At 72.2% G+C, this 19,972-nt stretch carries 22 protein-coding genes; 10 read left to right on the forward strand and 12 right to left on the reverse strand.

The window, feature by feature from the left end; genetic code table 11:
* Positions 1-7 precede the first annotated feature (7 nt).
* From QM517_RS06230 to QM517_RS06240, 3 genes are read right to left on the reverse strand one after another with little or no spacing between them, the layout of a single operon-like run.
* On the reverse strand, positions 8-976 hold the full coding sequence (locus QM517_RS06230) for an acetamidase/formamidase family protein (RefSeq protein ID WP_283285960.1): 969 nt from the start codon (positions 974-976) through the stop codon (positions 8-10).
* Positions 973-2,397 carry an APC family permease gene (locus QM517_RS06235; RefSeq protein ID WP_283285962.1) on the reverse strand — a complete coding sequence of 475 codons (1,425 nt, stop codon included), beginning with the start codon at positions 2,395-2,397 and terminating at the stop codon, positions 973-975. The genes QM517_RS06230 and QM517_RS06235 overlap by 4 nt, the downstream gene beginning before the upstream one ends.
* Before the next feature lie 55 nt (positions 2,398-2,452).
* A complete protein-coding gene (locus QM517_RS06240) occupies positions 2,453-3,343 on the reverse strand; it encodes a proline iminopeptidase-family hydrolase (protein ID WP_283285964.1) in 891 nt (296 codons plus the stop codon).
* An 81-nt stretch (positions 3,344-3,424) separates the two neighbouring features.
* On the opposite strand from QM517_RS06240, the gene QM517_RS06245 reads away from it, so the two are divergent.
* A complete protein-coding gene (locus tag QM517_RS06245; RefSeq protein WP_283285966.1) occupies positions 3,425-4,165 on the forward strand; it encodes a FadR/GntR family transcriptional regulator in 741 nt (246 codons plus the stop codon).
* Between the two features lie 3 nt (positions 4,166-4,168).
* On the opposite strand, the gene QM517_RS06250 is transcribed toward QM517_RS06245, so the two are convergent.
* Together QM517_RS06250 and QM517_RS06255 are read right to left on the reverse strand one after the other, a co-directional pair.
* The gene (locus QM517_RS06250; protein ID WP_283285968.1) at positions 4,169-4,744 is read right to left on the reverse strand and encodes a GNAT family N-acetyltransferase; all 576 of its coding nucleotides are present in this window, start codon (positions 4,742-4,744) and stop codon (positions 4,169-4,171) included.
* Positions 4,741-5,112, reverse strand: coding sequence for a MerR family transcriptional regulator (locus QM517_RS06255; protein WP_283285970.1), 372 nt, complete (start codon positions 5,110-5,112; stop codon positions 4,741-4,743). Before QM517_RS06255 ends, QM517_RS06250 begins: the two co-directional genes overlap by 4 nt.
* Positions 5,113-5,205: 93 nt before the next feature.
* Here QM517_RS06255 and QM517_RS06260 point away from each other — a divergent pair, with 93 nt between their 5' ends.
* The gene (locus QM517_RS06260; protein WP_077052201.1) at positions 5,206-6,696 is read left to right on the forward strand and encodes a SulP family inorganic anion transporter; all 1,491 of its coding nucleotides are present in this window, start codon (positions 5,206-5,208) and stop codon (positions 6,694-6,696) included.
* 15 nt (positions 6,697-6,711) lie between these two features.
* Here the strand turns inward: QM517_RS06260 and QM517_RS18590 are convergent, their stop codons facing one another.
* Positions 6,712-7,647 carry an AraC family transcriptional regulator gene (locus QM517_RS18590; protein ID WP_160897431.1) on the reverse strand — a complete coding sequence of 312 codons (936 nt, stop codon included), beginning with the start codon at positions 7,645-7,647 and terminating at the stop codon, positions 6,712-6,714.
* 166 nt (positions 7,648-7,813) lie between these two features.
* Between QM517_RS18590 and QM517_RS06270 the strand changes: the two genes are divergently transcribed.
* Complete coding sequence (locus QM517_RS06270) at positions 7,814-8,158, forward strand: hypothetical protein (protein WP_077052203.1); 345 nt, start codon at positions 7,814-7,816, stop codon at positions 8,156-8,158.
* 39 nt (positions 8,159-8,197) lie between these two features.
* Here the strand turns inward: QM517_RS06270 and QM517_RS06275 are convergent, their stop codons facing one another.
* Entirely contained in the window at positions 8,198-8,644 is a 447-nt protein-coding gene (locus QM517_RS06275) for a MarR family transcriptional regulator (protein ID WP_283285975.1), read from the reverse strand.
* 329 nt (positions 8,645-8,973) lie between these two features.
* Between QM517_RS06275 and QM517_RS06280 the strand changes: the two genes are divergently transcribed.
* The 4 genes from QM517_RS06280 (at position 8,974) to QM517_RS06295 (ending at position 13,280) form a co-directional block, all read left to right on the forward strand.
* Entirely contained in the window at positions 8,974-10,170 is a 1,197-nt protein-coding gene (locus tag QM517_RS06280; RefSeq protein WP_283285976.1) for a glycosyltransferase, read from the forward strand.
* A 129-nt stretch (positions 10,171-10,299) separates the two neighbouring features.
* Positions 10,300-11,394, forward strand: coding sequence for a type III polyketide synthase (locus QM517_RS06285; RefSeq protein WP_283285977.1), 1,095 nt, complete (start codon positions 10,300-10,302; stop codon positions 11,392-11,394).
* A gap of 106 nt (positions 11,395-11,500) precedes the next feature.
* Positions 11,501-12,166 carry a methyltransferase domain-containing protein gene (locus QM517_RS06290; protein WP_374114679.1) on the forward strand — a complete coding sequence of 222 codons (666 nt, stop codon included), beginning with the start codon at positions 11,501-11,503 and terminating at the stop codon, positions 12,164-12,166.
* Positions 12,159-13,280, forward strand: a complete 1,122-nt coding sequence (locus QM517_RS06295) for an FAD-dependent oxidoreductase (RefSeq protein ID WP_283285981.1) — start codon at positions 12,159-12,161, stop codon at positions 13,278-13,280. Before QM517_RS06290 ends, QM517_RS06295 begins: the two co-directional genes overlap by 8 nt.
* Positions 13,281-13,356: 76 nt before the next feature.
* Here the strand turns inward: QM517_RS06295 and QM517_RS06300 are convergent, their stop codons facing one another.
* Together QM517_RS06300 and QM517_RS06305 are read right to left on the reverse strand one after the other, a co-directional pair.
* Positions 13,357-14,184 (reverse strand): UbiA family prenyltransferase, encoded by an 828-nt coding sequence (locus QM517_RS06300; protein WP_283285983.1) that lies wholly within the window; start codon positions 14,182-14,184, stop codon positions 13,357-13,359.
* Positions 14,185-14,339: 155 nt separating this feature from the next.
* Positions 14,340-15,854: an HNH endonuclease signature motif containing protein gene (locus QM517_RS06305; protein ID WP_283285986.1), complete on the reverse strand. Its 1,515-nt coding sequence runs from the start codon at positions 15,852-15,854 to the stop codon at positions 14,340-14,342.
* Positions 15,855-16,147: 293 nt separating this feature from the next.
* Here QM517_RS06305 and QM517_RS06310 point away from each other — a divergent pair, with 293 nt between their 5' ends.
* The 3 genes from QM517_RS06310 to QM517_RS06320 all read left to right on the forward strand — a co-directional run bounded on the left by QM517_RS06310 (position 16,148) and on the right by QM517_RS06320 (position 17,956).
* On the forward strand, positions 16,148-16,600 hold the full coding sequence (locus tag QM517_RS06310; RefSeq protein ID WP_278102384.1) for an Hsp20/alpha crystallin family protein: 453 nt from the start codon (positions 16,148-16,150) through the stop codon (positions 16,598-16,600).
* Positions 16,601-16,775: 175 nt separating this feature from the next.
* On the forward strand, positions 16,776-17,759 hold the full coding sequence (locus QM517_RS06315) for an iron-containing redox enzyme family protein (protein WP_374114680.1): 984 nt from the start codon (positions 16,776-16,778) through the stop codon (positions 17,757-17,759).
* The gene (locus QM517_RS06320; protein ID WP_283285991.1) at positions 17,756-17,956 is read left to right on the forward strand and encodes a CDGSH iron-sulfur domain-containing protein; all 201 of its coding nucleotides are present in this window, start codon (positions 17,756-17,758) and stop codon (positions 17,954-17,956) included. Before QM517_RS06315 ends, QM517_RS06320 begins: the two co-directional genes overlap by 4 nt.
* A gap of 85 nt (positions 17,957-18,041) precedes the next feature.
* Here QM517_RS06320 and QM517_RS18595 read toward each other — a convergent pair whose 3' ends face one another.
* The 3 genes from QM517_RS18595 to QM517_RS06335 are packed head-to-tail and all read right to left on the reverse strand — an operon-like array spanning position 18,042 to position 19,808.
* Entirely contained in the window at positions 18,042-18,617 is a 576-nt protein-coding gene (locus QM517_RS18595; protein WP_283285993.1) for a TetR/AcrR family transcriptional regulator, read from the reverse strand.
* Entirely contained in the window at positions 18,598-19,407 is an 810-nt protein-coding gene (locus tag QM517_RS06330) for an alpha/beta fold hydrolase (protein ID WP_283285995.1), read from the reverse strand. Before QM517_RS06330 ends, QM517_RS18595 begins: the two co-directional genes overlap by 20 nt.
* Positions 19,408-19,460: 53 nt before the next feature.
* On the reverse strand, positions 19,461-19,808 hold the full coding sequence (locus QM517_RS06335; protein WP_077052706.1) for a sugar ABC transporter ATPase: 348 nt from the start codon (positions 19,806-19,808) through the stop codon (positions 19,461-19,463).
* Positions 19,809-19,972: the final 164 nt, after the last annotated feature.

A 19,972-nucleotide genomic window follows, 5' to 3' on the forward strand; every position in this document is an offset into this window, starting at 1 on the left:
GACGATCTTACACGGCGGCGGCACTCTCCCCCGCCGCGGGCGACGACTCCCCGTCGAGCAGCGAACGCGGGACCCGGTGCAGGGTGACCGCCCCGATCGCGTCGAACGGGTGCAGCGGGTCGGGGTCGACGGCGCCGGTGGGTCCGCCGAGCTCGGAGTCGGCGAGCGCGCTCATGACGGTGTAGGCGTCCATGGCATCCCACCCCCGCTCGACGAAGGCGTCGAACGCGTCCTCGTAGCCGCGGCGCACGCTCTCCTGCACGGTCGCGCCGAGGCCGACGAAGATCCACTCGTCGGCGGTCGCGATGCGGGGTGCCCGCAGCGCCATGCCGGGGACGACGTCGACCGAGACGACCACGGTGCCCTCGGCCTCGATCGCGACGAACGAGGACTCCCCGCGCGCCATGATCGCGTGCACGTCGCCGATCGCGAGCAGCGCGCCCTCGACCTCGACGGGGAGGTACACCGTGGCACCGGGGGCGATGTCGGTGACGTCCATGTTGCCGCCGATCGCATGCGCGGGCATGACGGTGCTGGCCACCCCCGACGCCGGCGCGGTGCCGATGCAGCCGACCATCGGCCGGGGCGCGACGGTCACGGTATCCGTGAGATGCACGCCGTCGGCGTCGATCGGGATGCGACGGGTGACGACCCGATCGGGCATGCGGTCGCGGAGTGCCCCGACACCGGGCAGGCTCATCGCCCACCCGGTGTCGGTCAGCCGGATCTCGTGGATCGTCACCACCAGGGCGTCGCCGGGCCGGGCTCCCTCGACGTACACCGGACCGGTCACCGGGTTCAGCGGTGCCGACAGCCGGCCCAGGTCGCCGTGCTCGTGGAGCTCGCGGTACACGGCGTCGTCGGTCTGGAACGCGATGCGCTCCCCCGTGCCGGGCGCGATCCGGAGGACCGGCGGCACATCGGCGCGGTGTCCGGGGCGGCCGTGCTCCTTGCCGAGGCGGTGCTCGATCGTCATCGCGAAGCCACCTCCGCGCCGCCCTCACCGGCGGTCGAGGCGGCGTGCTCGGGCGACGGAGCGGGCGTCATGCCGTACTTGCGGGCGAAGACGAGGTACACGACACCGCCGACGACGAGCCACAGGATGCCGCCGACCTTCGCGGTGATGTCGGCGTTGAGGAGCACGTAGCCGATGATCAGGAAACCGATCAGCGGCACCGCGAGGTGGAGCACGTAGTTCTTCGACTTCTTCTTCCCGAGGTAGTACGCCGCGACCGAGACGTGCAGGAGCATGAAGCCGAGGAGCGCGCCGAAGTTCACCAGCGACGAGATCACCGCGATCTGGCCCACGAAGAACAGCACCAGGACGAGCGAGATCGCACTGACCGACAGGATCGCCGCCAGCGGCACCTGACGCGAGTTCACCCTCGAGAGGAACGCCGGCAGGCGCCGGTCGCGGCTCATCGAGTAGAGCAGGCGCGAGGTGGCGGCCTGGGCGGCGACGGCGTTGGCGATACCCACCGCGACGACGTTGACGGCAAGGAACGCGGTCGCCCACCCCGAACCCGCGGCCTGGGCGACGAGGAGGAAGAAGGCGTTGTTCACGTCGTCGTCCGAGAACGCGATCGTGCCGGCGGCGAGCGCGCTGGCGAACCATGTCTGCGCGATGAAGAGCACCGCGACCACCAGCAGGGCGATGATCATCGCGCGACCGCCGGACTTGCGGTCGCCCGTGGACTCCTCGGCCATCGTCGAGATGCCGTCGAAGCCGAGGAAGCTCAGCACCGCGATCGAGAGCGCGGTGGCGATCAGCGCGGGGTTGACCTTCTCGGCATCCCACACCGGGGCGATCGTGAATTCGGCGCCGGGGATCGTCCCGGACGACAGCGCGACCATCGCGATGACGACGAAGATGACGACGAAGGCGAGCTGGATGCCGAGCATCACGCGGTTCGCGAGCTTGATCGAGCCGATGCCGAGCACGCTGATGACGGTGTTGATGATCACGAACGAGACCGCCCAGATCCACTGCGGGACATCGGGGAAGATCCCGGCCATCGACGACGCCGCGAACACGTACAGCAGGGTCGGGACGAGCAGGTAGTCCAGCAGGATCGCCCACCCGGCGAAGAAGCCCACCGTGGGGTGGAGGCCCCGGCCGACGTAGGAGAACACCGAGCCGGCGATCGGGAACGCCTTCGACATCTGCGCGTAGGCGAGGGCGGTGAAGATCATCGCCACGACACCGGTGATGTACACCAGCGGGACCATGCCGCTGGCGGCGTTGTAGACGACGCCGAAGATCGCCCACGGGGCGATCGGCACCATGAAGACCAGGCCGTAGACGACGAGGTCGAAGGTGGACATGGAGCGCTTGAGCTCCTGCTTGTAGCCGAAGGACTCCAGCTGCTGCTGGGCCTCGGGGGCGGTGTCGGACATGGGACTCCTGTTCGGGTGACGGTGGAGCGTATCGGGTGGGCGCGAAACGGGCGGGTCAGGGAAGCGGGGCGAGGAAGACGGCGATGACGGCGCGGAAGGCGTCGGGCATCTCGAGGTGGGTGCAGTGGCTGGCGCCGGCGAACACGTGCGAACGGGCGCCGGGGATGTGCTCCACGAACGGCGCCCAGGTCTCGGGGGTGGCCTCGTCGAACTCTCCCGCGACGACGAGGGTGGGGACGGCGATCCGCGGCAGACGGTCGATGATCGTCCAGTCGCGGCCGGTGCCGACGACGTGGAACTCGTTGGGGCCGTTCATGGTGAAGTACACCGTCGGGTCGGCGAGCATCTGCTGCTCGCTGTCGACGAAGTCCTGCGGCATGGGCGTGACGCGGCACACGTGCCGCTCGTAGAAGACGCGGGTGGCATCCACGTAGTCGGGGTGGTCGAGGGTGCCGTCGGCTTCGTGGCGGTCGAGGGCCGCGCGGGCGTCCTCCGGCAGCTCGGAGCGCAGCCGCGCCGCGCCGGCGAGCCACAGTTCCATGGATGCCGGGGAGTTGCAGATCTCCAGGCTCCGCAGCCCCTCCGGCTGACGCACGGCGATCTCGGCACCGAGCATGCCGCCCCACGACTGCCCGAGCACGTGGTACTCGTCGAAGCCGAGCGCCTCGCGCAGACTGTGGAACTCGTCGACGAAGAACTGCGGCACCCACTGCTCGACGGGAGCGTCGGGGTGGTGCGAGCTCTTCCCGCACCCGATCTGGTCGTAGTGCACGACCGTGCGTCCGGTGAGGTCGGCGAGGGCGTCGAGGTTCTTGACGTAGTCGTGCGCCATGCCGGGTCCTCCGTGGAGGACGAACAGCGGCGCGGCGCCGGTGGGCTTCGCGGGCTCGGTCAGGCGGGCCCAGGTGAATCCGTCGTGGAACGGAACGGTGATCTCGCGGTGCATGGAGTCATCGTGGACCCGGTAAAGGTTCGTTGGCAAACCTTTTCCCGGGATTTAACATGAAAGAAATCGACCGGGGAGCTGATGGCCGAGACCGACGACGCATCACTCGTGGAGCGCGTGACCGAGCGGCTGATCACCGCGGTCGCCGTCGGCGAGTTCCTGCCCGGAACCCGCTTGCCCCCCGAGCGCGACCTCTCCCCCCTCCTCGGAGTCGGGCGCACCACCGTCCGCGCCGCCCTCGACGACCTGGCCGCGCGCGGCCTGATCGAGAAGCGCCGCGGCCGCGCCGGGGGCACCTTCGTGGCCGAGGACTGGCCCGCGTCGGTGGTCGTGGGTGTGGACCGCTGGTTCGCCGAGCGCTGGGACGACCTCGTCGACGCGTGCACGGCCAGTTCGCTCCTGCATTCCTCGCTCGCCCGCCTGGCCGCCGAACGGCGGACGGATGCCGACATCACCTCGATGCACGAACGCCTGGCCGCCTTCCACGCGGCGGAGTCCGGCGACGCCAAGCAGCGCGCGGACAGCCTGCTGCACCTGTCGATCATCGACGCGGCCCACAACACGGCGCTGCGCGAGATCCTCCTCGACCACGAGCGCCACCTCTCCCTCTCCGCCCCCGCGCACCCGTGGGGCGACCGCGAGAGCCACCGACGCATGGAGTCGCGCGCCGGGCGGGAGCACGACGCGATCGTCGCGGCGATCGTGCGCTCCACCCCGGACGACGCCGCCGAGCTCGCCCGCCGTCACGTGCAGATCGACCTCGAGCTGTTCGCCGAGGCTCGGGAGTTCGCCCGCCGCCGTGCCGCCGCCGCCGCATCCTGACACTCAGCCGGCCAGACGCGCCTCCAGGCCCGCGCGGACCGCGGGCCACTCCTCGCGGAGGATCGAGAAGTACAACGTGTCGCCGACCGTGCCGTCCGCGGCGATCCGGTGCCGACGCAAGCGCCCCTCGGGCACGGCGCCCAGACGCTGGATGGCGCGGGCGCTGCGATCGTTGCGGGCATCGCAGCGGAGCGCCACGCGATTGACGCCCCACGTCTCGAACGCCTGGGTCAACAGGAGCATCTTGGCCGCCGGGTTGGTGCGACCGCCCTGGAACGGCCGCCCGTACCAGGTCGTGCCGATCTCGACCCGCCCCTGCGCGGGCACGTGGTCGTAGAACGTGGTGGATCCGCGCACCTCGCCGGTCTCGGCATCCCGGACCGTGAAGGCGAACATGCCGGGCGTCTCGCGCTGCTGATCGACCCGCTCGGCGTACTCGTCGACGGTCATGGGCCACGGCGTCGTCATCCCGCGCCACAGGTCGGCGTCGGTGAGGGGCCACGCCTCGATCGCGTCATCGGGGTGCGCGGGGGCCAGACGCACGCCGAAGCCGACCAGGTCGAGAGAGTGATCGGTCACCGCGCGGCCAACTGGATGAGGAATTCGTCGGCGGCGGCGAGCTGTCGACGCAAGCCGTCGCGCCGCGTGGTCGCCTCCTCGCGGATACCGTCGAGCCGGGCGCGCAGGACCGCGTCCCCGGGATCGGCATCCAGTCCGTCCACGACGGTGAGCAGCTCCCCCATCTGCTCGAGCGAGTACCCGAGCGGTTTCATCCGGCGGATCAGCAGAAGGCGGGATTCGTCTTCCGCGGTGTAGAGCCGGAAGCCGCCCTCGGACCGGTCCGACGGGCGCAGGAGGCCGATCTCGTCGTAGTGCCGGAGCGTACGGATCGACAGTCCCGTCCGCTCCGCGAGCTCGCCGATCTGCATCGGTCGGGCGTGATCCATGGCATCCCCGATCCCGCAACCCTCACGTTACGGTAGAGTTCGACGGTCGCACTCGCGACCGCCCCCATTCTCCCCCGCCCCTCCGGAGCTCCCGTGACCGACGTCCTCGCGCGCCCGCGCCCCGAGCCCACCGTGCGTCAGGCGCTGCGCTCCCCCCGTCTGCTCACCCGGGAGGTGCTCGCCGGTCTCGTCGTGGCGATCGCCCTGATCCCGGAGGCGATCGCCTTCTCGATCATCGCGGGGGTCGACCCGAGGCTCGGCCTGTTCTCGTCGTTCGTCATGGCCGTCGCGATCGCCTTCCTCGGCGGTCGCCCCGCGATGATCAGCGCCGCCACGGGTGCGATCGCGCTCGTCATCGCCCCCGTCGCGCGCGAGCACGGCGTCGACTATCTGCTGGCCACCGTGATCCTCGGCGGCATCGTGCAGGTGGCGCTGGGCGTCCTCGGCGTGGCGAAGCTCATGCGCTACATCCCCCGCAGCGTCATGGTCGGGTTCGTCAACGCTCTCGCCATCCTGATCTTCGTCGCGCAGGTCCCGCAGCTGATCGGCGTGCCGTGGATGGTGTACCCCCTGACCGCGGCAGGCCTGGCGATCATGTATCTGCTGCCCCGCGTGACGCGCGCGATCCCGGCGCCGCTGGTGGCCATCGTGCTCCTGACCGGCGCGGCGGTCGTGTTCGGCATCTCCGTGCCCACCGTGGGAGATCAGGGCGCGCTCCCCGAGAGCCTGCCCGTGCTTCTGCTCCCGAACGTGCCTTTCACGTTCGAGACGCTCGGGATCATCTTCCCCTTCGCCCTCGCGATGGCCGTCGTGGGTCTCCTCGAATCGCTCATGACCGCCGCGCTGGTCGACGAGATCACCGACACCCCGTCCTCGAAGACGCGCGAGTCCCTCGGCCAGGGTGCGGCGAACGTCCTGTCCGGCTTCTTCGGCGGGATGGGCGGGTGCGCGATGATCGGCCAGACGATGATCAACGTCAAGGCATCCGGCGCGCGCACGCGCATCTCCACGTTCCTCGCCGGGGTCTTCCTCCTCGTCCTGGTGCTGGTCTTCGGCGACGTGGTCGCGATCATCCCCATGGCCGTCCTGGTGGCCGTCATGATCGTGGTCTCGATCGCCACGTTCGACTGGCACAGCATCCGCCCGTCCTCCCTCCGGCGGATGCCGCTGAGCGAGACGACCGTGATGGTGGCGACGGTGGCGGTGACGGTGTGGACCCACAACCTCGCGATCGGCGTCGGCGTCGGCGTGATCGTGGCCGCCGTGCTGTTCGCCCGACGGGTCGCCGGCGTCACCCGGGTGCACCGGGAGGTCGACGCCGACGTCGCCCACTACCGGGTCGAGGGCGAGCTCTTCTTCGCCTCGAGCAACGACCTCACCACGAAGTTCGCCTACTCGCGCGACCCTGCCCGGGTGGTGATCGACCTCTCCGGTTCGCACATCTGGGATGCCTCGACCGTCGCCGCGCTCGATGCGGTCGAGACCCGGTACGCCCGGCTCGGCACGACCGTCGAGATCATCGGGATGAACGCCCAGACGGCACGTCTCCACGGCCGACTGAGCGGGAGGCTCGGCGGGCACTGATCCGCCGAGCGAGCCTCACGACCGGAGGGTGGTGGAGGGGGTCTCGCCGAACTCCGCCCGGTACATGGCGGCGAAGCGCCCGAGGTTCGAGAACCCCCAGCGCGCCGCGATGGCCGCCACCGTCTCCGCCGAGGGGTCGGCGGCGCGCAGTTCGGCCCGAGCAGCGTCGAGACGCACGCGTCGGACGTACTGCATCGGCGTCCGGCCCGTGGCGGTGCGGAACGCGTACTGCAATCCGCGCGGGGAGAGCCGCGCCGCCTCCGCGATGTCGGAGAGGGCGATCGGCCCGGTGGCGTGGGCGTCGATGTACGCCTTCGCCCGACGCACCGGTGCGGGCAGCGCACGCGCCGGTCGACCCGCGGCGAGCGCCTCGGTGAAGGTCGAGGGGAACGTCATCAGCGAGGCCTCGAGCAGGAGCGAGCGCACCTGCTGCGCGATCACCGGGGCGCGTTCCGGCGATCGCAGCAGCACGTCGCGGCCGTACTCCCACGTGCGGGTCCAGTACCTCAGGCGCTGCTCGGACATCGGCGCGTGCCCGATGGGGCGGACCCGCAACGTCTCATCTCCCGAGAGCCGACGGGCGGCCTCGTCCACGTCGCCGCGCGCGAAGGACACCGCGGTTCCGGCGATCCTGCCCGAGAACGCGATCTCGATCGGACGGTCCATCACCACGAACGGCACCGTCGTGTCGATGCGGTCGCGTCGGTAGGTCGCGCGGATGCGCGGGCCCGCGATCCGTCCCACGATCATCTGGTCGCCCGGGTCCGATTCGGTCACCATCGTCGACCCCACGGTGTAGTCGCAGAACCCGAAGCCGGGCTCAGCGGCACCGTGGAAGACGAAGGCGGGCTGGATGCCGTCGGCACGGGAGATGCGGGCTCCGGGTATCACCGTCTGCCACATCTCCTGGACCGTCGTGGCATCCCTGGTTTCGACATGCGTATGCTCCACGGGCATTTCCTAAGTTCTCGCTGCCGAAAACGGATAGACCGTTGCGTATGCGCTCGAACTGTGCGATGGAACCGGTCCCACGATGGGCCGGGATGCGCAACCGCGCGTCGACCCCGATAATCGGATGGGTGTCGCCCCCGCGACGCACTGACCGACGGGATGAGTCATGCCCTTCCGCACCATGACCACGCTGCAGGCGTGGATCGACGACTTCCGCGCGCTCGGCTACGACGACGCCGGCATCCTCAAGGTGATCCCGCAGGACGGTGAGGGAGGTTCCGACACCGGCCTGATCGCCGCGGGGCTCCGCAGCGTCTCGACGACCTTCTACGTCTCCCCCGAGACCGAGCCGGGATCCACCGGATGGGCCGTCACGTTCGAACCGCGCGAGAACGCCGCACCTCTCGGGTCGGCGCGCGTCCTCGCCCTCTCCGGAGAGCTGGCGATGCTGTCGGCGCTGTGCACCTTCTTGCAGGCACGAGCCGAGGCCTTCGTCGAAGCCCGATCCTGAGGCTCCGCGCCGGACGCGCGCCGTCGGGGCGGGAACGCCTCAGCCGGCGGCCGTACCCGCGGCGGTGAGACGGCGGAGGACGGTCGCGACCCGGTCGGCATCCGCGGGGTCCATCTCGGCGATCGCCGCCTCCACCGCGTTGTCGAATCCGCGGAGGGAACACCACGGCGCAGAATCCAGATCGACCGTCGCGGTGATGTGGTTCACGCGACGGTCCTCGTCGTCGAGGTCGCGGCGCACGGCACCGCGCTGCACGAGTCGGTCGATGAGCGTCGTCACGCCGGCCGAGGTGATGCCGAGGTGATCGCGCACGTGCGAGGGGCGCGCCCCGGGATTCTCGGCGACGAAGATGAGCGCCTTCGCGTCGAGCTCGTTGAGGGAGAGCGTCCGGCGCGCCTCGGCGGTCGCGGCGCGACGCGCCTCGTCGTAGGCCAGGAGCGCACGTCCGAGGTCCGAGATCGACGAGGCGTCCGAGGAGTTCTGCACGACCCCTGATCGTACCGGTGCGGGGCCGGGGGCGCGGGTGCGGGCCTCGCGGCCGTTTCGCCGTGTCACGCGACGAGGGCTGACGCCCGCTGCGCCGCGGGCGCGGCAGCGGGCTCGTCTCGCCCCGCGGTTGCCCCGTTTCCGGCGCGCCGTGTCCGGCGTGCACCGGGGGGCGGGCTCAGCGCTCGATCGCCGTCGCACGCGTTCACGAGATGGTCTTCACGGCGTAACCCGCCACCCGCGGTCCACCCTTCAGCATGGGTCAAACCGCACCCGCGGTCACCGATTCGGCTCCGCTCGTCGGCGCCCCTCCCCGGAAAGCGATCGCGATGAACCGACCCCTGCGCGTGCTGTCCCTGTACGAGGGATTCTTCGCCGGAGGAGCCCGTATCCTCCACTCCGACGTCGTCGCAGGGCTGCATGCCGACGGCGGCCAGGAGCACCGGGTCCTGTCGCTGACGTCCGCCGCTCGTCGCGACGCATCGCTGCAGCACGCTCACGACGACACCCGGTTCCGGACGCTCCGCGCCGCGGGTGTGCGCATCGACACGTTCGACCGCGTCGCCGGCGACCAGCCGATGACCCCGGACTCCTTCAGCCCCGCCGAGCTCGCGCACGCGGCGTCCCTCATCGCGGATGCCGACATGGTGCTGTCCCTCAAGGAGCAGCCGTTGAGCCTGATCGTCGCGCTCGAACGGGCGGGCATGCTGCCCGATCGCCCCCTCGCGGCGTGCCTGCACCGCTCGGACCCCGCGCACTCCGGCCCGGCCCTGGGCTGGCTCGTCGACGCCGGCGCGAGCGGCGCCGTGTCCGCGACCATCTCGTGCGCGGAATCGACCTCGGTCGCCTACACGCGCTCCGGCGTCGCGACGACGCACGCGTGGGTGATCGACAACGGCATCGACACGCGCCGGTTCCGACCGGGTACGCGCGCCGAGCGCCGGAGCATCCGCGAATCCCTCGGCATCCCGGAGACGGCCGCGGTGGTGATGCTGGCTGCGCGATTCGACGCGATGAAGGATCCCGGGCTGTTCCTCGACGCCGTGGCCCGGCACGCGCGCCGTCGGCCGGGCACCCACTACGTGCTGTGCGGGTCGGGGATGACGCACCGCAACCCGGCGTTCTCCGCGCTCGTCGCCGAAGCGGGGCTGGGCGCGGACGTCGCGCTGCACGCGCTCGGCCTGCGCGAGGACATGCCCGCGCTGTACCGGATCGCCGACGTCGTGGCGCTGACCAGCGCATTCGGCGAGGCGTCGCCGTTGTGCCTCGCCGAGGGCGCGGCATCCGGAGCCATCCCCGTCACGACCGATGTCGGCGACGCCGCCCGCGTCGTCGCGGGATTCGGACTCGTGACCCCGCGCGACGCCGAGGCCATCGCGGCGACCTGGCAGGAGGCCCTGACCCGCCGGATCGAGCTGCGGTCGGCGGCGATCTCGGCCCGCCCGCGCCTGGACCGTCGACGCATGGTCGCGGACTACCGCGGCGCGATCGAGGAGCTCGTGCTGCCCGAGGTGCTCGCGGCCTGAGCCGCGGGCGCCCCGGCGGCGACCACGGCGGCGCCCAGGAGCGCGAGCGCGGGGCCCGGCACCCTAGATGGACCGCCGTGACGGCACCATCCCCGACACCACGGTGCGAAACCGTGCCTACAGTGAGTCATGACCGCCAGCATCCTCTCGATCGGCACGGCTCTGCCCCGCACCCGTGTCGCCCAGTCGGCGCTGCGCGACCTGTTCGCCGCACAGCCCGGATTCGATCGGCGCAGCCAGCGCCTCGTGGGGGCGGCGTTCGACGCCGCGGCCATCGACACGCGCCACACGGTGCTCCCGCAGCTGGCCGGAGGTTCGGCCGACGGACTCGCGGCGCTGTCGGACGGTGAGCTGACGATGCCGCCCACGGGTGCCCGCAACGACGAGTACCGCCGCACCGCGCCCGCGCTGTTCGCCGAGGCGGCCGGGGCGGCTCTGGCCGGTTCCGGGCACGGGCGTGAGGCGGTGACGCACGTCGTGACGGTCTCGTGCACGGGCATGTTCGCGCCCGGACCCGACTACCTGCTGGTGCGCGATCTCGACCTGTCGCCCTCGGTCGAGCGGTATCACCTGGGGTTCATCGGGTGCGCGGCGGCGATCCCCGCGCTCCGGCTCGCCGCCCGCATCGTCGCCGCCGATCCCGCAGCCGTCGTCCTCGTCGCCGCGGCCGAGCTGTGCTCCCTGCACTGGCAGACCTCGTCGCATCCCGATCAGATCGTCGCGGCGTCGGTGTTCGCCGACGGAGCCGCGGCCGCGATCGTGACGGCCGCGGACGCCGCCCGGCCCGGGCTCGACCTCGAAGGGTTCGCGACGTACGTCACCGACGAGGGCGAGAAGGACATGGCGTGGACCGTCGGCGACTCGGGGTTCGAGATGACCCTCACTCCGGAGGTGCCGCGCATCATCGGTCGCGAGATCGCCGCGATCGCCGCGGACGTGCTCGGCGATCTGAGCGAGGTCGACGCGTGGGCCGTGCACCCCGGCGGTCGGAGCATCCTCGACCGCGTCGAGTCGGCTCTGGCTCTGGATGCCACGGCGCTCGCGTCCTCGCGCGAGGTGCTGCGGGCGCACGGCAACATGTCCAGCGCGACGCTGCTGTTCATCCTGCGGGATCTTCTCGCTGACGCGGCCCGCGCGGACGGCGACAGGGTGGCCGCGCTGGCCTTCGGCCCGGGCCTCACGGTGGAGGCGGCGCGCCTGGTGCTGCGCCGCCCTGCGGCGTGATGCGGGCGGCCCGCGCGTGCACCCGGCACGCCGTGGGAGAGGGACGCCGGTGAGCGCCGGAGGCTGGGCACGACTCGACGCACGAGACACCGTCCTCCTCGAGCTCATGGACGACCCCGACTGCGATCCGCGCCGTCTCGCCGCGACGTATCGTCGGTTCGATCTGGTCAACCGTGCCGTGTCCGGCTGGGGCGGGGTGTACCGCGCGCATGTGCGCCCCCGGCTTCGCGCCCTCGGCCGGCCGGGTCGGGTCCTCGACCTCGGGTGCGGCGGCGGTGACGTCGTGGTGCGTCTCGCCGGGCTCGCCGCGCGCGACGGACTCGAGGTCGAGTGGGTCGGCGCGGATCCCGATCCGCGCGCCCTCCGATCCGCTCGGGAGCGCGAACGCCCGGGGGTCCGGTTCGTCTCGCGCGGTTCGTCGGAACTGCTCGCCGATGGGGAGAGGTTCGACATCGTGCTGTCGAATCACGTGCTCCATCATCTCGACGCCGCGCAGCTGCGCGGGTTCGTGGACGACTCGCGGGCGCTCGCCCGATCCGCCGTGCTGCACGCCGACATCGCTCGAGGACGACTGGCGTACGCGCTCTACGCGATCGGGGTGACGCCGCTCGCGCCCGGAACGTTCCTCCGCACCGACGGACTGCGCTCCATCCGCCGCAGCTACCGGGCCGAGGAACTCGCCCGCACGCTCGGAGAACCCTGGCGCGTCGAGACTCCGGCACCGTTCCGCGTGCTCGCTGTCGCCGACGGGACGGCGGAGGCTCATGGCTGACGTCCTCGTGGTGGGGGCGGGTCCGGTCGGGCTGGCGCTCGCCGCCGACCTCCGCGTGCGCGGCGTCGATGTCGCCATCGTGGAGCGACGCACCGGGTCGGATGCCGGGACGCGGGCGATCGGCATCCACTCCCCCTCCCTCGCGCACCTCGAGGCATCCGGCGCGACCGACGCGCTTCTGGCCCGGGCCGTGCGCATCGGCCGCGGGGAGGCCCGCGCGGACGGCCGGACGCTCGCGACCATCCGGTTCGACCGGCTGCGGGTGCGGCATCCGTTCGTCGCCGCGCTTCCCCAGTCGGACACGGTCGACGTGCTCACGCAGCTTGCGCCGGCGGTCTCGCGGGGCGTGCGCGTGACCGCGGTCCGCGAGGACGGCGCGGGAGTACGCGTGCGGGCGGTCGGCCCGAGGGGCGAGGTGGATCTTCGCGCCGGGATCGTGGTGGTCGCATCGGGGTGGGCCGGGCGCGAGCTCGTGTATCGCCCGGGCGCCGTGCACACGCACCACTACCCCGACCGGTACGCGATGGTCGACGTCGCCGCCCCCGGCGATGCGACCGCGCTCGTGCACCTCGAGCGCGGCGGCGTGGTCGAGTCGTTCCCGCTGCCCGGAGGCAGACGGCGTCTCGTGGCGTGGGCGGGGAAGGCGGATCTCCCGGATCCCGCGGAGTTCCTCCGTGCGGCGCTGGCCGATCGTGTGGGGCTCGATGTGGACACGTCGACGGCGTCGACGTTCCGCGTGCGGCGCGCCGTGGCTCCCGCGCTGCGGAGGGGGCGGGTGATCGTCGTCGGCGACGCTGCGCACGAGGTCAGCCCGATCGGCGGTCAGGGCATGAACCTCGGTCTGCTGGATGCCCTCACCCTTTCTCCCCTGCTGGCGGAGTGGGTGCGCGGGACCGAACCACGACGGCTGGTCGCGTGGGAACGGGGACGGCTGGCGTCGGCCCGGCACGCCGCCCGTCTGGCGTTCCTGAACACGATGCTGGGGCGAGGCGCCTCGGCGCCCGGGCACGCGACCCGATCGGTGGCGCTGCGCACCGTGCTCCGCGGGCCGGGGGCGGCGGCGTTCACGCGCGCTTACGCGATGGACTTCGACGCCGCCGCGCGAGGCGGCTGAGCGCAGGGGTTCCGGGGCGTCCCGGGCCTCGGCCGGCCGAGCCGAGGTGCAGGGTCACGATCGGCGGGCCGTGCACTCACGTGATGACGAGCTGTGCCGCCAGCAGCAGCGCCGCGAGCATGGTCAGTCGGAACACCGCGCGCCCGGGCGGCCGTGCCACGGCGAGGGCGATCGTCGCGACCGCGACGAGCACGACCGCGGCGAAGAACACGCCTCCGACGACACCTCCGCCCGACCCGGCGAAGACGGCGACGGCACCCAGCACGATCCCCGCCGCAGCGGCGACGACGCTGACGCGGGCGCCGAGCCGGTGCGGCAGTCCGCGCACCCCGGTCGCACGGTCGTCGTCGAGATCGCGGACGACGTTCGTCAGGTGCACTGCGGCGCCCAGTGCCGCCCCCGCGAGCGAGGCCCATGGCGCGGCGAGCGCGGGAGCCGGCAGCGCGAGGGTCGGGAACGACGGGAACAGACCGAAGCTGGCCAGGAACGGCACGATCGACAGCGGCGTGGACTTCAGCCCGGCGTTGTAGGCCCAGGCCGAGGCGAGCGCGATCGCATGGGCGGCGACGAGTGCCGGTCCGAGTGGCGCCGAAAGCGCGAGAGCCAGGGCGAGGGATGCCACCGCCACCCCGAGCGCCTGTTCCGGGGTGAGCGCTCCGCTGGCGACCGGCTTGTCGGTGCGTCCGACGGCGACGTCGCGGCCGGCGTCGATCGCGTCGTTCGACAGCCCGACGGAGACCTGACCCGCGAACACGGCGACGACGAGCAGCAGCAGCCGCCACGGCTCGAGACCGGCGGCGACGCCGAGCGCCAGCGACAGGGTCGTGACGACGAGCGTCGGTCCGGGATGCGTCGCACCCCAGAGCGCCCGCACGAGCGGTGTCTTCGCGGGGGCATCGGGCACGTGACGACGGTACCGCCTCCCGCGCGCCCGGGGCGGGCGGCCCGTCACGGCCCCAGGGAACTGCCGCCTCCAGGAACAGCAGCGCTCCGAAACAGCAGCGCTCGGAAACAGCAGCACGCTTGAGGTCAGCGGCAGGCCCGAGATCTGTTCCGTGCTCACGGACCCGCCGTCTCGTCGTCATCGACCCGCTTCTCCCAGGGGGCTGGGTCGGGTGCGAATCGAACACTGGCGGGTGGAACGGCAGAGGGATAGGGATCGGGGTGGTCGGTGTAGACGCGGCCGGTGGGTGAGGTCCATTCGAGGAGTCCGTCGGGGAGTTGCGTCACGCTCCAGCGCGTGAACTGCTTCTGTGTGTGGTGCCGTTGGCACAGGCAGGCGAGATTGCGGACGTCGGTGGCCCCGCCGTGCGCCCAGTCGGTGGTGTGGTCGATCTCGCAGCGGATCGCGGGAGCAGTGCACCCGGGCCATCGACAGCGGCGGTCGCGGGCACGCAGGTGCCGGTCGATCGCGGTGGTGCGGTGGTAGGTGTCGGTGTGCAGGACGGCGCCGGTGGCGGGGTGGGTGATCACCCGATCCCACGGGACGCGGGTGGCCTCGGCGAGGCGCCGCGCGGTTTCCGCATCGATGGGACCGCGGCCGACGAGCTCGGCCGGAGCCGCGTTCTCCCCTCCCGGCGCGAGCATGGTCACGGCTGGCACGACGACCTGCACCCTCGCGCGGATCTTGCCGAGGGTGCCGGGTCCGTCGTCGGGTCGGGTGGGGTCGAGAGTCGGGTCGCCGGTGAGGAGCATGTCGGCGAACACGTCCGCCCGCACCTGACCCATCGTGCGCGTATCCCGCTTCGGGAGGACGGGACCGGCGACCGGGTCGCCGTCGACGGCACCGTCGCCGCTCGCCCGACCCGTCGGCGACGCGGTCCCCCCGCGGGCGACCCCGCCCGTCGAGGCCATGTCGCCGGGGGCGGCATCGCCGAGACCGTCGCCCGCCTTCGCGTCCCGCGCCGCGTCCACGATGACCCGGGCCTGCTGCGTCACCCGGTCGTGGATCGCCTCGGCGAGCACGGTCGGGAGGGTCGCGATCAGGTCCGACATGCCCTCCGCCGCCGGGACCACGCGGACGCACCGCAACTCGCGCGCGGCCCGGTGGCGCTCGGTCACCGTCCGCGGATGCAACCTCTGCGCGGCCACGGCGAGCCGGCTCTTCAACCGGCCCGGACTGGACGCCTCCCCGGCGAGGGACACGGCCTCGGCATCGAAGTCCGCCCTCCGTTCCGCCGGCAGCCCCGCGCCGGCGTCCGCGATCACCCGCACATACCGCCGCGATATCGCCCCGCTCTCCCACGCCGCGACGGTTCGCGGGAACGACTCCACCAGCATCACCGCGTCGTCGATGTCGCGCTGCACCGTGCGATCCGACGCCCGGCATGCGGCCGCCACCTCGGACGCCACCTCCCGCAATGCCATCTCCGCGGCCCGCACCGACGCCCGTGTCGTCGCTGCGGCATCCAGGGCGAGTCGCCCGACCGCGGCCAAAGCCCGCACGCGCGCGACCTCCGCCGACGCGACCGCGGCCTCGGCGACGACGACGTCGGCGACCAGACCCGCCAACACCCCCACGTCGATCGCCACAACCCTCGACCCGGACGGCTCGGGCGGAACATTCGAAGACATGTACGAACGCTATTCGAAGCCCCCGACGTTCCCCCCGATCAGGCGGTGAATCTGTGCACAACCCCGAACCCCCGAGACCTGTGCAGAAGGGGCGCCACGGCGCGCGAAACCGCACCCACGACGCCGCCCTCGCCAGGCCCAGATGGGCGCGACGACCGCCACGCGACTCGCGCCAAAATCCTTGGCACTCTCCCCACGAGAGTGCTAATCTGACATCAAGTTGAGCGACAGAGACTCAACTTCAATGAACCTTCCGGATGCCGCATCCGGACCGATCGAAAAGGAGAACGACCATGGCCACCTACGACCCCTTCCGCGACCTCGACCGCCTCGCGTCGACGCTCCTCGACGCCCGCCGCGGCGGACCGCGACGCATGCCGATGGACCTGTACCGCGACGGCGACCACTACGTCCTGTCCGCCGACCTTCCGGGCGTCGACCCGGGCTCGGTCGACATCGACGTCGACGGTCAGCTGCTCACGATCCGCGCCGAGCGCACCCTCGCCGCGGGCGACGACGTCAAGTGGATCACGCGCGAGCGCGAGACCGCGTCGTTCGTCCGACAGCTGAACCTCGGCCAGGGCATCGACACCGAGCGCATCAGCGCCGCCTACCGCAATGGAGTGCTCTCGGTCACGATCCCCGTGAGCGAGAAGGCGAAGCCGCGGCGGATCGCGGTGTCCACCGACGACGCCGGCGACGTGATCGAGGCTCACGAGAGCACCCCGCAGCCGATCGAGCAGTGAGCACCCCGGAGGGGGCGGCCGATGGGTCGCCCCCTCCGCCCGTGTCAAGGCCCTCGGCGATCCGGAGCGGCGCCCGCAGAGTGCTCCGGTGTCCGCGACCCTCTCCCCCCACGATCCGCCGGCCGCCATCGACGCCGACGACGCCCCCACCCTTCCCTTCACTCCGCGCGGCCCGGTGAGCGCTGCCGTCCTGCACCACCTCGGCGTGGGCGCGGCGACGAACCACACGGTCCTCGCCGATGCGGCCGTCGCCGCGTCGGCCGACGTCGAGACCGACGACGACCTCCAGCTCGCCCTCTTCGCGCTGTACGCCTCGGCCTACGGGTCGGTCCCGGCGTTCGACCCGGAGCTCGAGTGGGAGCCGTCGCTCATCGCCACCCGCGGCGTCATCGAGCGGGCATTCGAGACCGCGCTGCGCGCGCGCATCCTCCCACCCGAACTCCCGGCGGCGACCGCGGATGCCGTGGCCCGCGCACTCTTCACCCTGACCGCCGCCGACGGCGGTCCAAGCCTCTCGCGCCACCTCGCGAAGAAGGCGACCCTCGACCAGGCACACGAGTTCCTCGTGCACCGCTCGGTCTACACGCTGCGGGAGGCCGACCCGCACTCCTGGGCGATCCCGCGCCTGACCGGACGCCCGAAAGCCGCGCTGGTGGAGATCCAGTCCGACGAGTACGGCGGCGGCGACCCCGAGCGCGTCCACGCCGAGCTCTTCGCCCGTGCCGTGCGCGCGGCCGGACTCTCCGACGCCTATGGCGCCTACGTCGACGACGTGCCCGCCGTGACCCTGGCATCCCACAATGCGATGTCGATGTTCGGCCTCAACCGGCGCCTCCTCGGCGCGATCGTCGGACACCTCGCGGCGTTCGAGATGACGTCCTCGATCCCGAACCGCCTGTACGCCGAGGGATTGCGGCGACTGGGCTTCGATGACGACGTGTGCGGCTACTTCGACGAGCACGTCGAAGCCGACGCGGTGCACGAGCAGATCGCGGCCCGCGACCTCGCCGGCACCCTCGCCGAGGACCGCCCCGATCTGCTCCCCGACATCCTTTTCGGCGCTGCCGCCTGCCTGAGCGTCGATGGTCGCGTGGGCGAGCACCTGCTCGATGCCTGGGGGCGTGGCGCGTCCTCGCTGCGCCCCGAGGACGCCCGGTGACCGCCGAGCGTCCGCGCATCACGGCCTATCCCGACGGCCCTCTGCTCGTGCGCGGAGACGTGGACCTGCGTCACGCCGACGGCGCCCCGATCGAGAAGCGCCGGCGCACGGTGGCGCTGTGCCGGTGCGGCCTGTCCAGGATCAAGCCGTTCTGCGACGGGACGCACAAGCCCGCCGGGTTCCGCACCGACGACTGACCCATCCGTCGCGGACGGTCCGCGCGACCCGGCATCCTGAGCCCGATCGCCCACCCCGGAGTCGTTTCCGCCGACGGGGATGCCGTCACTTCGCCGCGTGCTCGCCGTCCACGGGCCGGGAGAGTTCGGCATCCAGCGCGTCGACGAGGCGGGTGAAGGTCTCGTCCACCGACTCGGGCTGACGGAAACCGCCGATCCTCTCCAGGTCGGTGAACCCGTGCAGAGCCGAACGGACGTACCTGATGCGGTGGACGTCGGCCGCCCCGGCGCCGTACCCGGCGAGCGCCCGGATGATCTCGTCCACGACCTCGGCCGCCGCCTGCTCCCACTCGGCACCGGTCCCCCCGCGCTGGGCGAGTTCGTACATGCCGGGACGCTCGCGTGCGAAACCCCGGTAGGCCGCGGCCAGCGCCCCGAGGGCGTCGCGGGACGACACCCCGCGCGACGATCGCGCGAGGGCGTCGCCGAAGGCGCGGGTGGCGGCGAGCGCGAGACGATCCGTCAGATCGCCGAGACCGCCGACGTGCTTGTACAGGCTGGGAGCGGCGACGCCGAGGGCGGCGGCGACGCGGGAGAGGGTCAGGGATGCCACTCCTTCGGCGTCGACGAGCTCGGCGGCGCGGCGGACGACGACGTCGGCGTCAAGACCGGCCCGCGGCACCGCTCACCTCCGCGAGGAGCATGAGCACCCGGTCGGCGACGACGTCGGGAGCCTCGAGCATCGGCGCATGGCCCACGCCGGGGACGAGCTGGACGTCGGCGGAGAGCTCGCCGGCGAGCCAGGCGGCCTCGGCGGCGGGGTCCTTCCAGTCGGGGTCCGCCTCTCCCATCACGACGAGCGCGGGAGCGGTGACGCGCGGCAGGAACGGCGCGACGACCGAGTGATCGACGCGCGTGGTGCGGGAGAACGCCCGCCACCGTCCGGGCCGCGCGAGTCGGCGCGACAGGTGCGCGGCCCGTTCGCGCGCACCGACGCCAAGTCCCGGCCACAGCGACGCGGAGTAGCCGCGCCAGACGGCCGGCCCCCAGGGACGGGCGAGCAGCACGCGCAGGAGCATCCCGAGCGCGACGTTGCCGTTGCGGGCGAAGGGCCCGAGCAGCACGAGGGCGCTCACGAGATCGGGGCGCTCGCCGGCCGCGATGATCGCGGCACCGGCGCTCATCGAGGCCCCCGCGATCACCGCCGGCCCCTCGCCGAGACGCTCGATCACGGCCACGAGGTCGTTCGCGGTCGCACGGTCTCCGTATTCGGCGAAGCTCGTATCGCTGTCGCCGTGCCCGCGCAGATCGACGAGCGCCACCTGGTACCCGGCGGTCACGAGCCGGTCGGCGAGAGGCCCGAACGCGTCGCGCTCGTCGCCCATCGCGGGCGAGCACACCACGAGGGGGCCCTGTCCGCGCACCTCGACGGCCAGTCGCCCGCCGTCCACCTGCACTTGGCTAATGTACATAGCCATAAGCTACGCCTATTAGCCAGTTACGGCAAGCACCGATCGCGGCAGCCTCAGAGGTCCTCCGGCGCGAGATCTCCCTGGCCCTCCTCGCCGAGCTCGACCACACCCGGATCCTGGCCCTGCGAGTCAGTGCCGGTGGACTCCGGGTGCACGTCCTCCAGCGGGATGTCGGCGTCGTCGGCCGGGATCTCGGCCGGATCGGCACCCGTCGCCGTGGCGGGGTCGAGGTCTGCGGGATCGACGCCCTCGTCGAGTGCGGTCGTGGCATCCCACTCCGCCTGTGCGGGATCCAGCGTCGGGTCGGGCTCGATCGAGGTGTCGCCGTCGCGCAGAGGCTGAACGCCGGCCACGCCGTCGGAGGCGGCCGGGATGGTCTGGTCGGAAGAAGTGTCGCTCATGGGTGTCCCTTCGATCATGCGTGCGTCGGGCGCACGCGCCGCCACGACGGGCGACTCCCCCATCCCAGCCTCCGGCCGCACCGACCCACGCCCCCTTGACAGCGCGCCCGCCCACCGCGCGCTCCCCCGGTTTCGCTCCGAGGCCGAATCCTCGCGCGGCCCGT

This window comes from Microbacterium sp. IEGM 1404, assembly GCF_030056775.1.
GTDB lineage: Bacteria > Actinomycetota > Actinomycetes > Actinomycetales > Microbacteriaceae > Microbacterium.

Coding starts and splice junctions, on each gene's coding strand:
- QM517_RS06230 (WP_283285960.1), bottom strand. CDS start 976: ATGACGATCGAGCACCGCCTCGGCAAGGAGCACGGCCGCCCCGGACAC.
- QM517_RS06235 (WP_283285962.1), bottom strand. CDS start 2,397: ATGTCCGACACCGCCCCCGAGGCCCAGCAGCAGCTGGAGTCCTTCGGC.
- QM517_RS06240 (WP_283285964.1), bottom strand. CDS start 3,343: ATGCACCGCGAGATCACCGTTCCGTTCCACGACGGATTCACCTGGGCC.
- QM517_RS06245 (WP_283285966.1), top strand. CDS start 3,425: ATGGCCGAGACCGACGACGCATCACTCGTGGAGCGCGTGACCGAGCGG.
- QM517_RS06255 (WP_283285970.1), bottom strand. CDS start 5,112: ATGGATCACGCCCGACCGATGCAGATCGGCGAGCTCGCGGAGCGGACG.
- QM517_RS06270 (WP_077052203.1), top strand. CDS start 7,814: ATGCCCTTCCGCACCATGACCACGCTGCAGGCGTGGATCGACGACTTC.
- QM517_RS06280 (WP_283285976.1), top strand. CDS start 8,974: ATGAACCGACCCCTGCGCGTGCTGTCCCTGTACGAGGGATTCTTCGCC.
- QM517_RS06285 (WP_283285977.1), top strand. CDS start 10,300: ATGACCGCCAGCATCCTCTCGATCGGCACGGCTCTGCCCCGCACCCGT.
- QM517_RS06290 (WP_374114679.1), top strand. CDS start 11,501: ATGGACGACCCCGACTGCGATCCGCGCCGTCTCGCCGCGACGTATCGT.
- QM517_RS06295 (WP_283285981.1), top strand. CDS start 12,159: ATGGCTGACGTCCTCGTGGTGGGGGCGGGTCCGGTCGGGCTGGCGCTC.
- QM517_RS06305 (WP_283285986.1), bottom strand. CDS start 15,854: ATGTCTTCGAATGTTCCGCCCGAGCCGTCCGGGTCGAGGGTTGTGGCG.
- QM517_RS06310 (WP_278102384.1), top strand. CDS start 16,148: ATGGCCACCTACGACCCCTTCCGCGACCTCGACCGCCTCGCGTCGACG.
- QM517_RS06330 (WP_283285995.1), bottom strand. CDS start 19,407: ATGTACATTAGCCAAGTGCAGGTGGACGGCGGGCGACTGGCCGTCGAG.
- QM517_RS06335 (WP_077052706.1), bottom strand. CDS start 19,808: ATGAGCGACACTTCTTCCGACCAGACCATCCCGGCCGCCTCCGACGGC.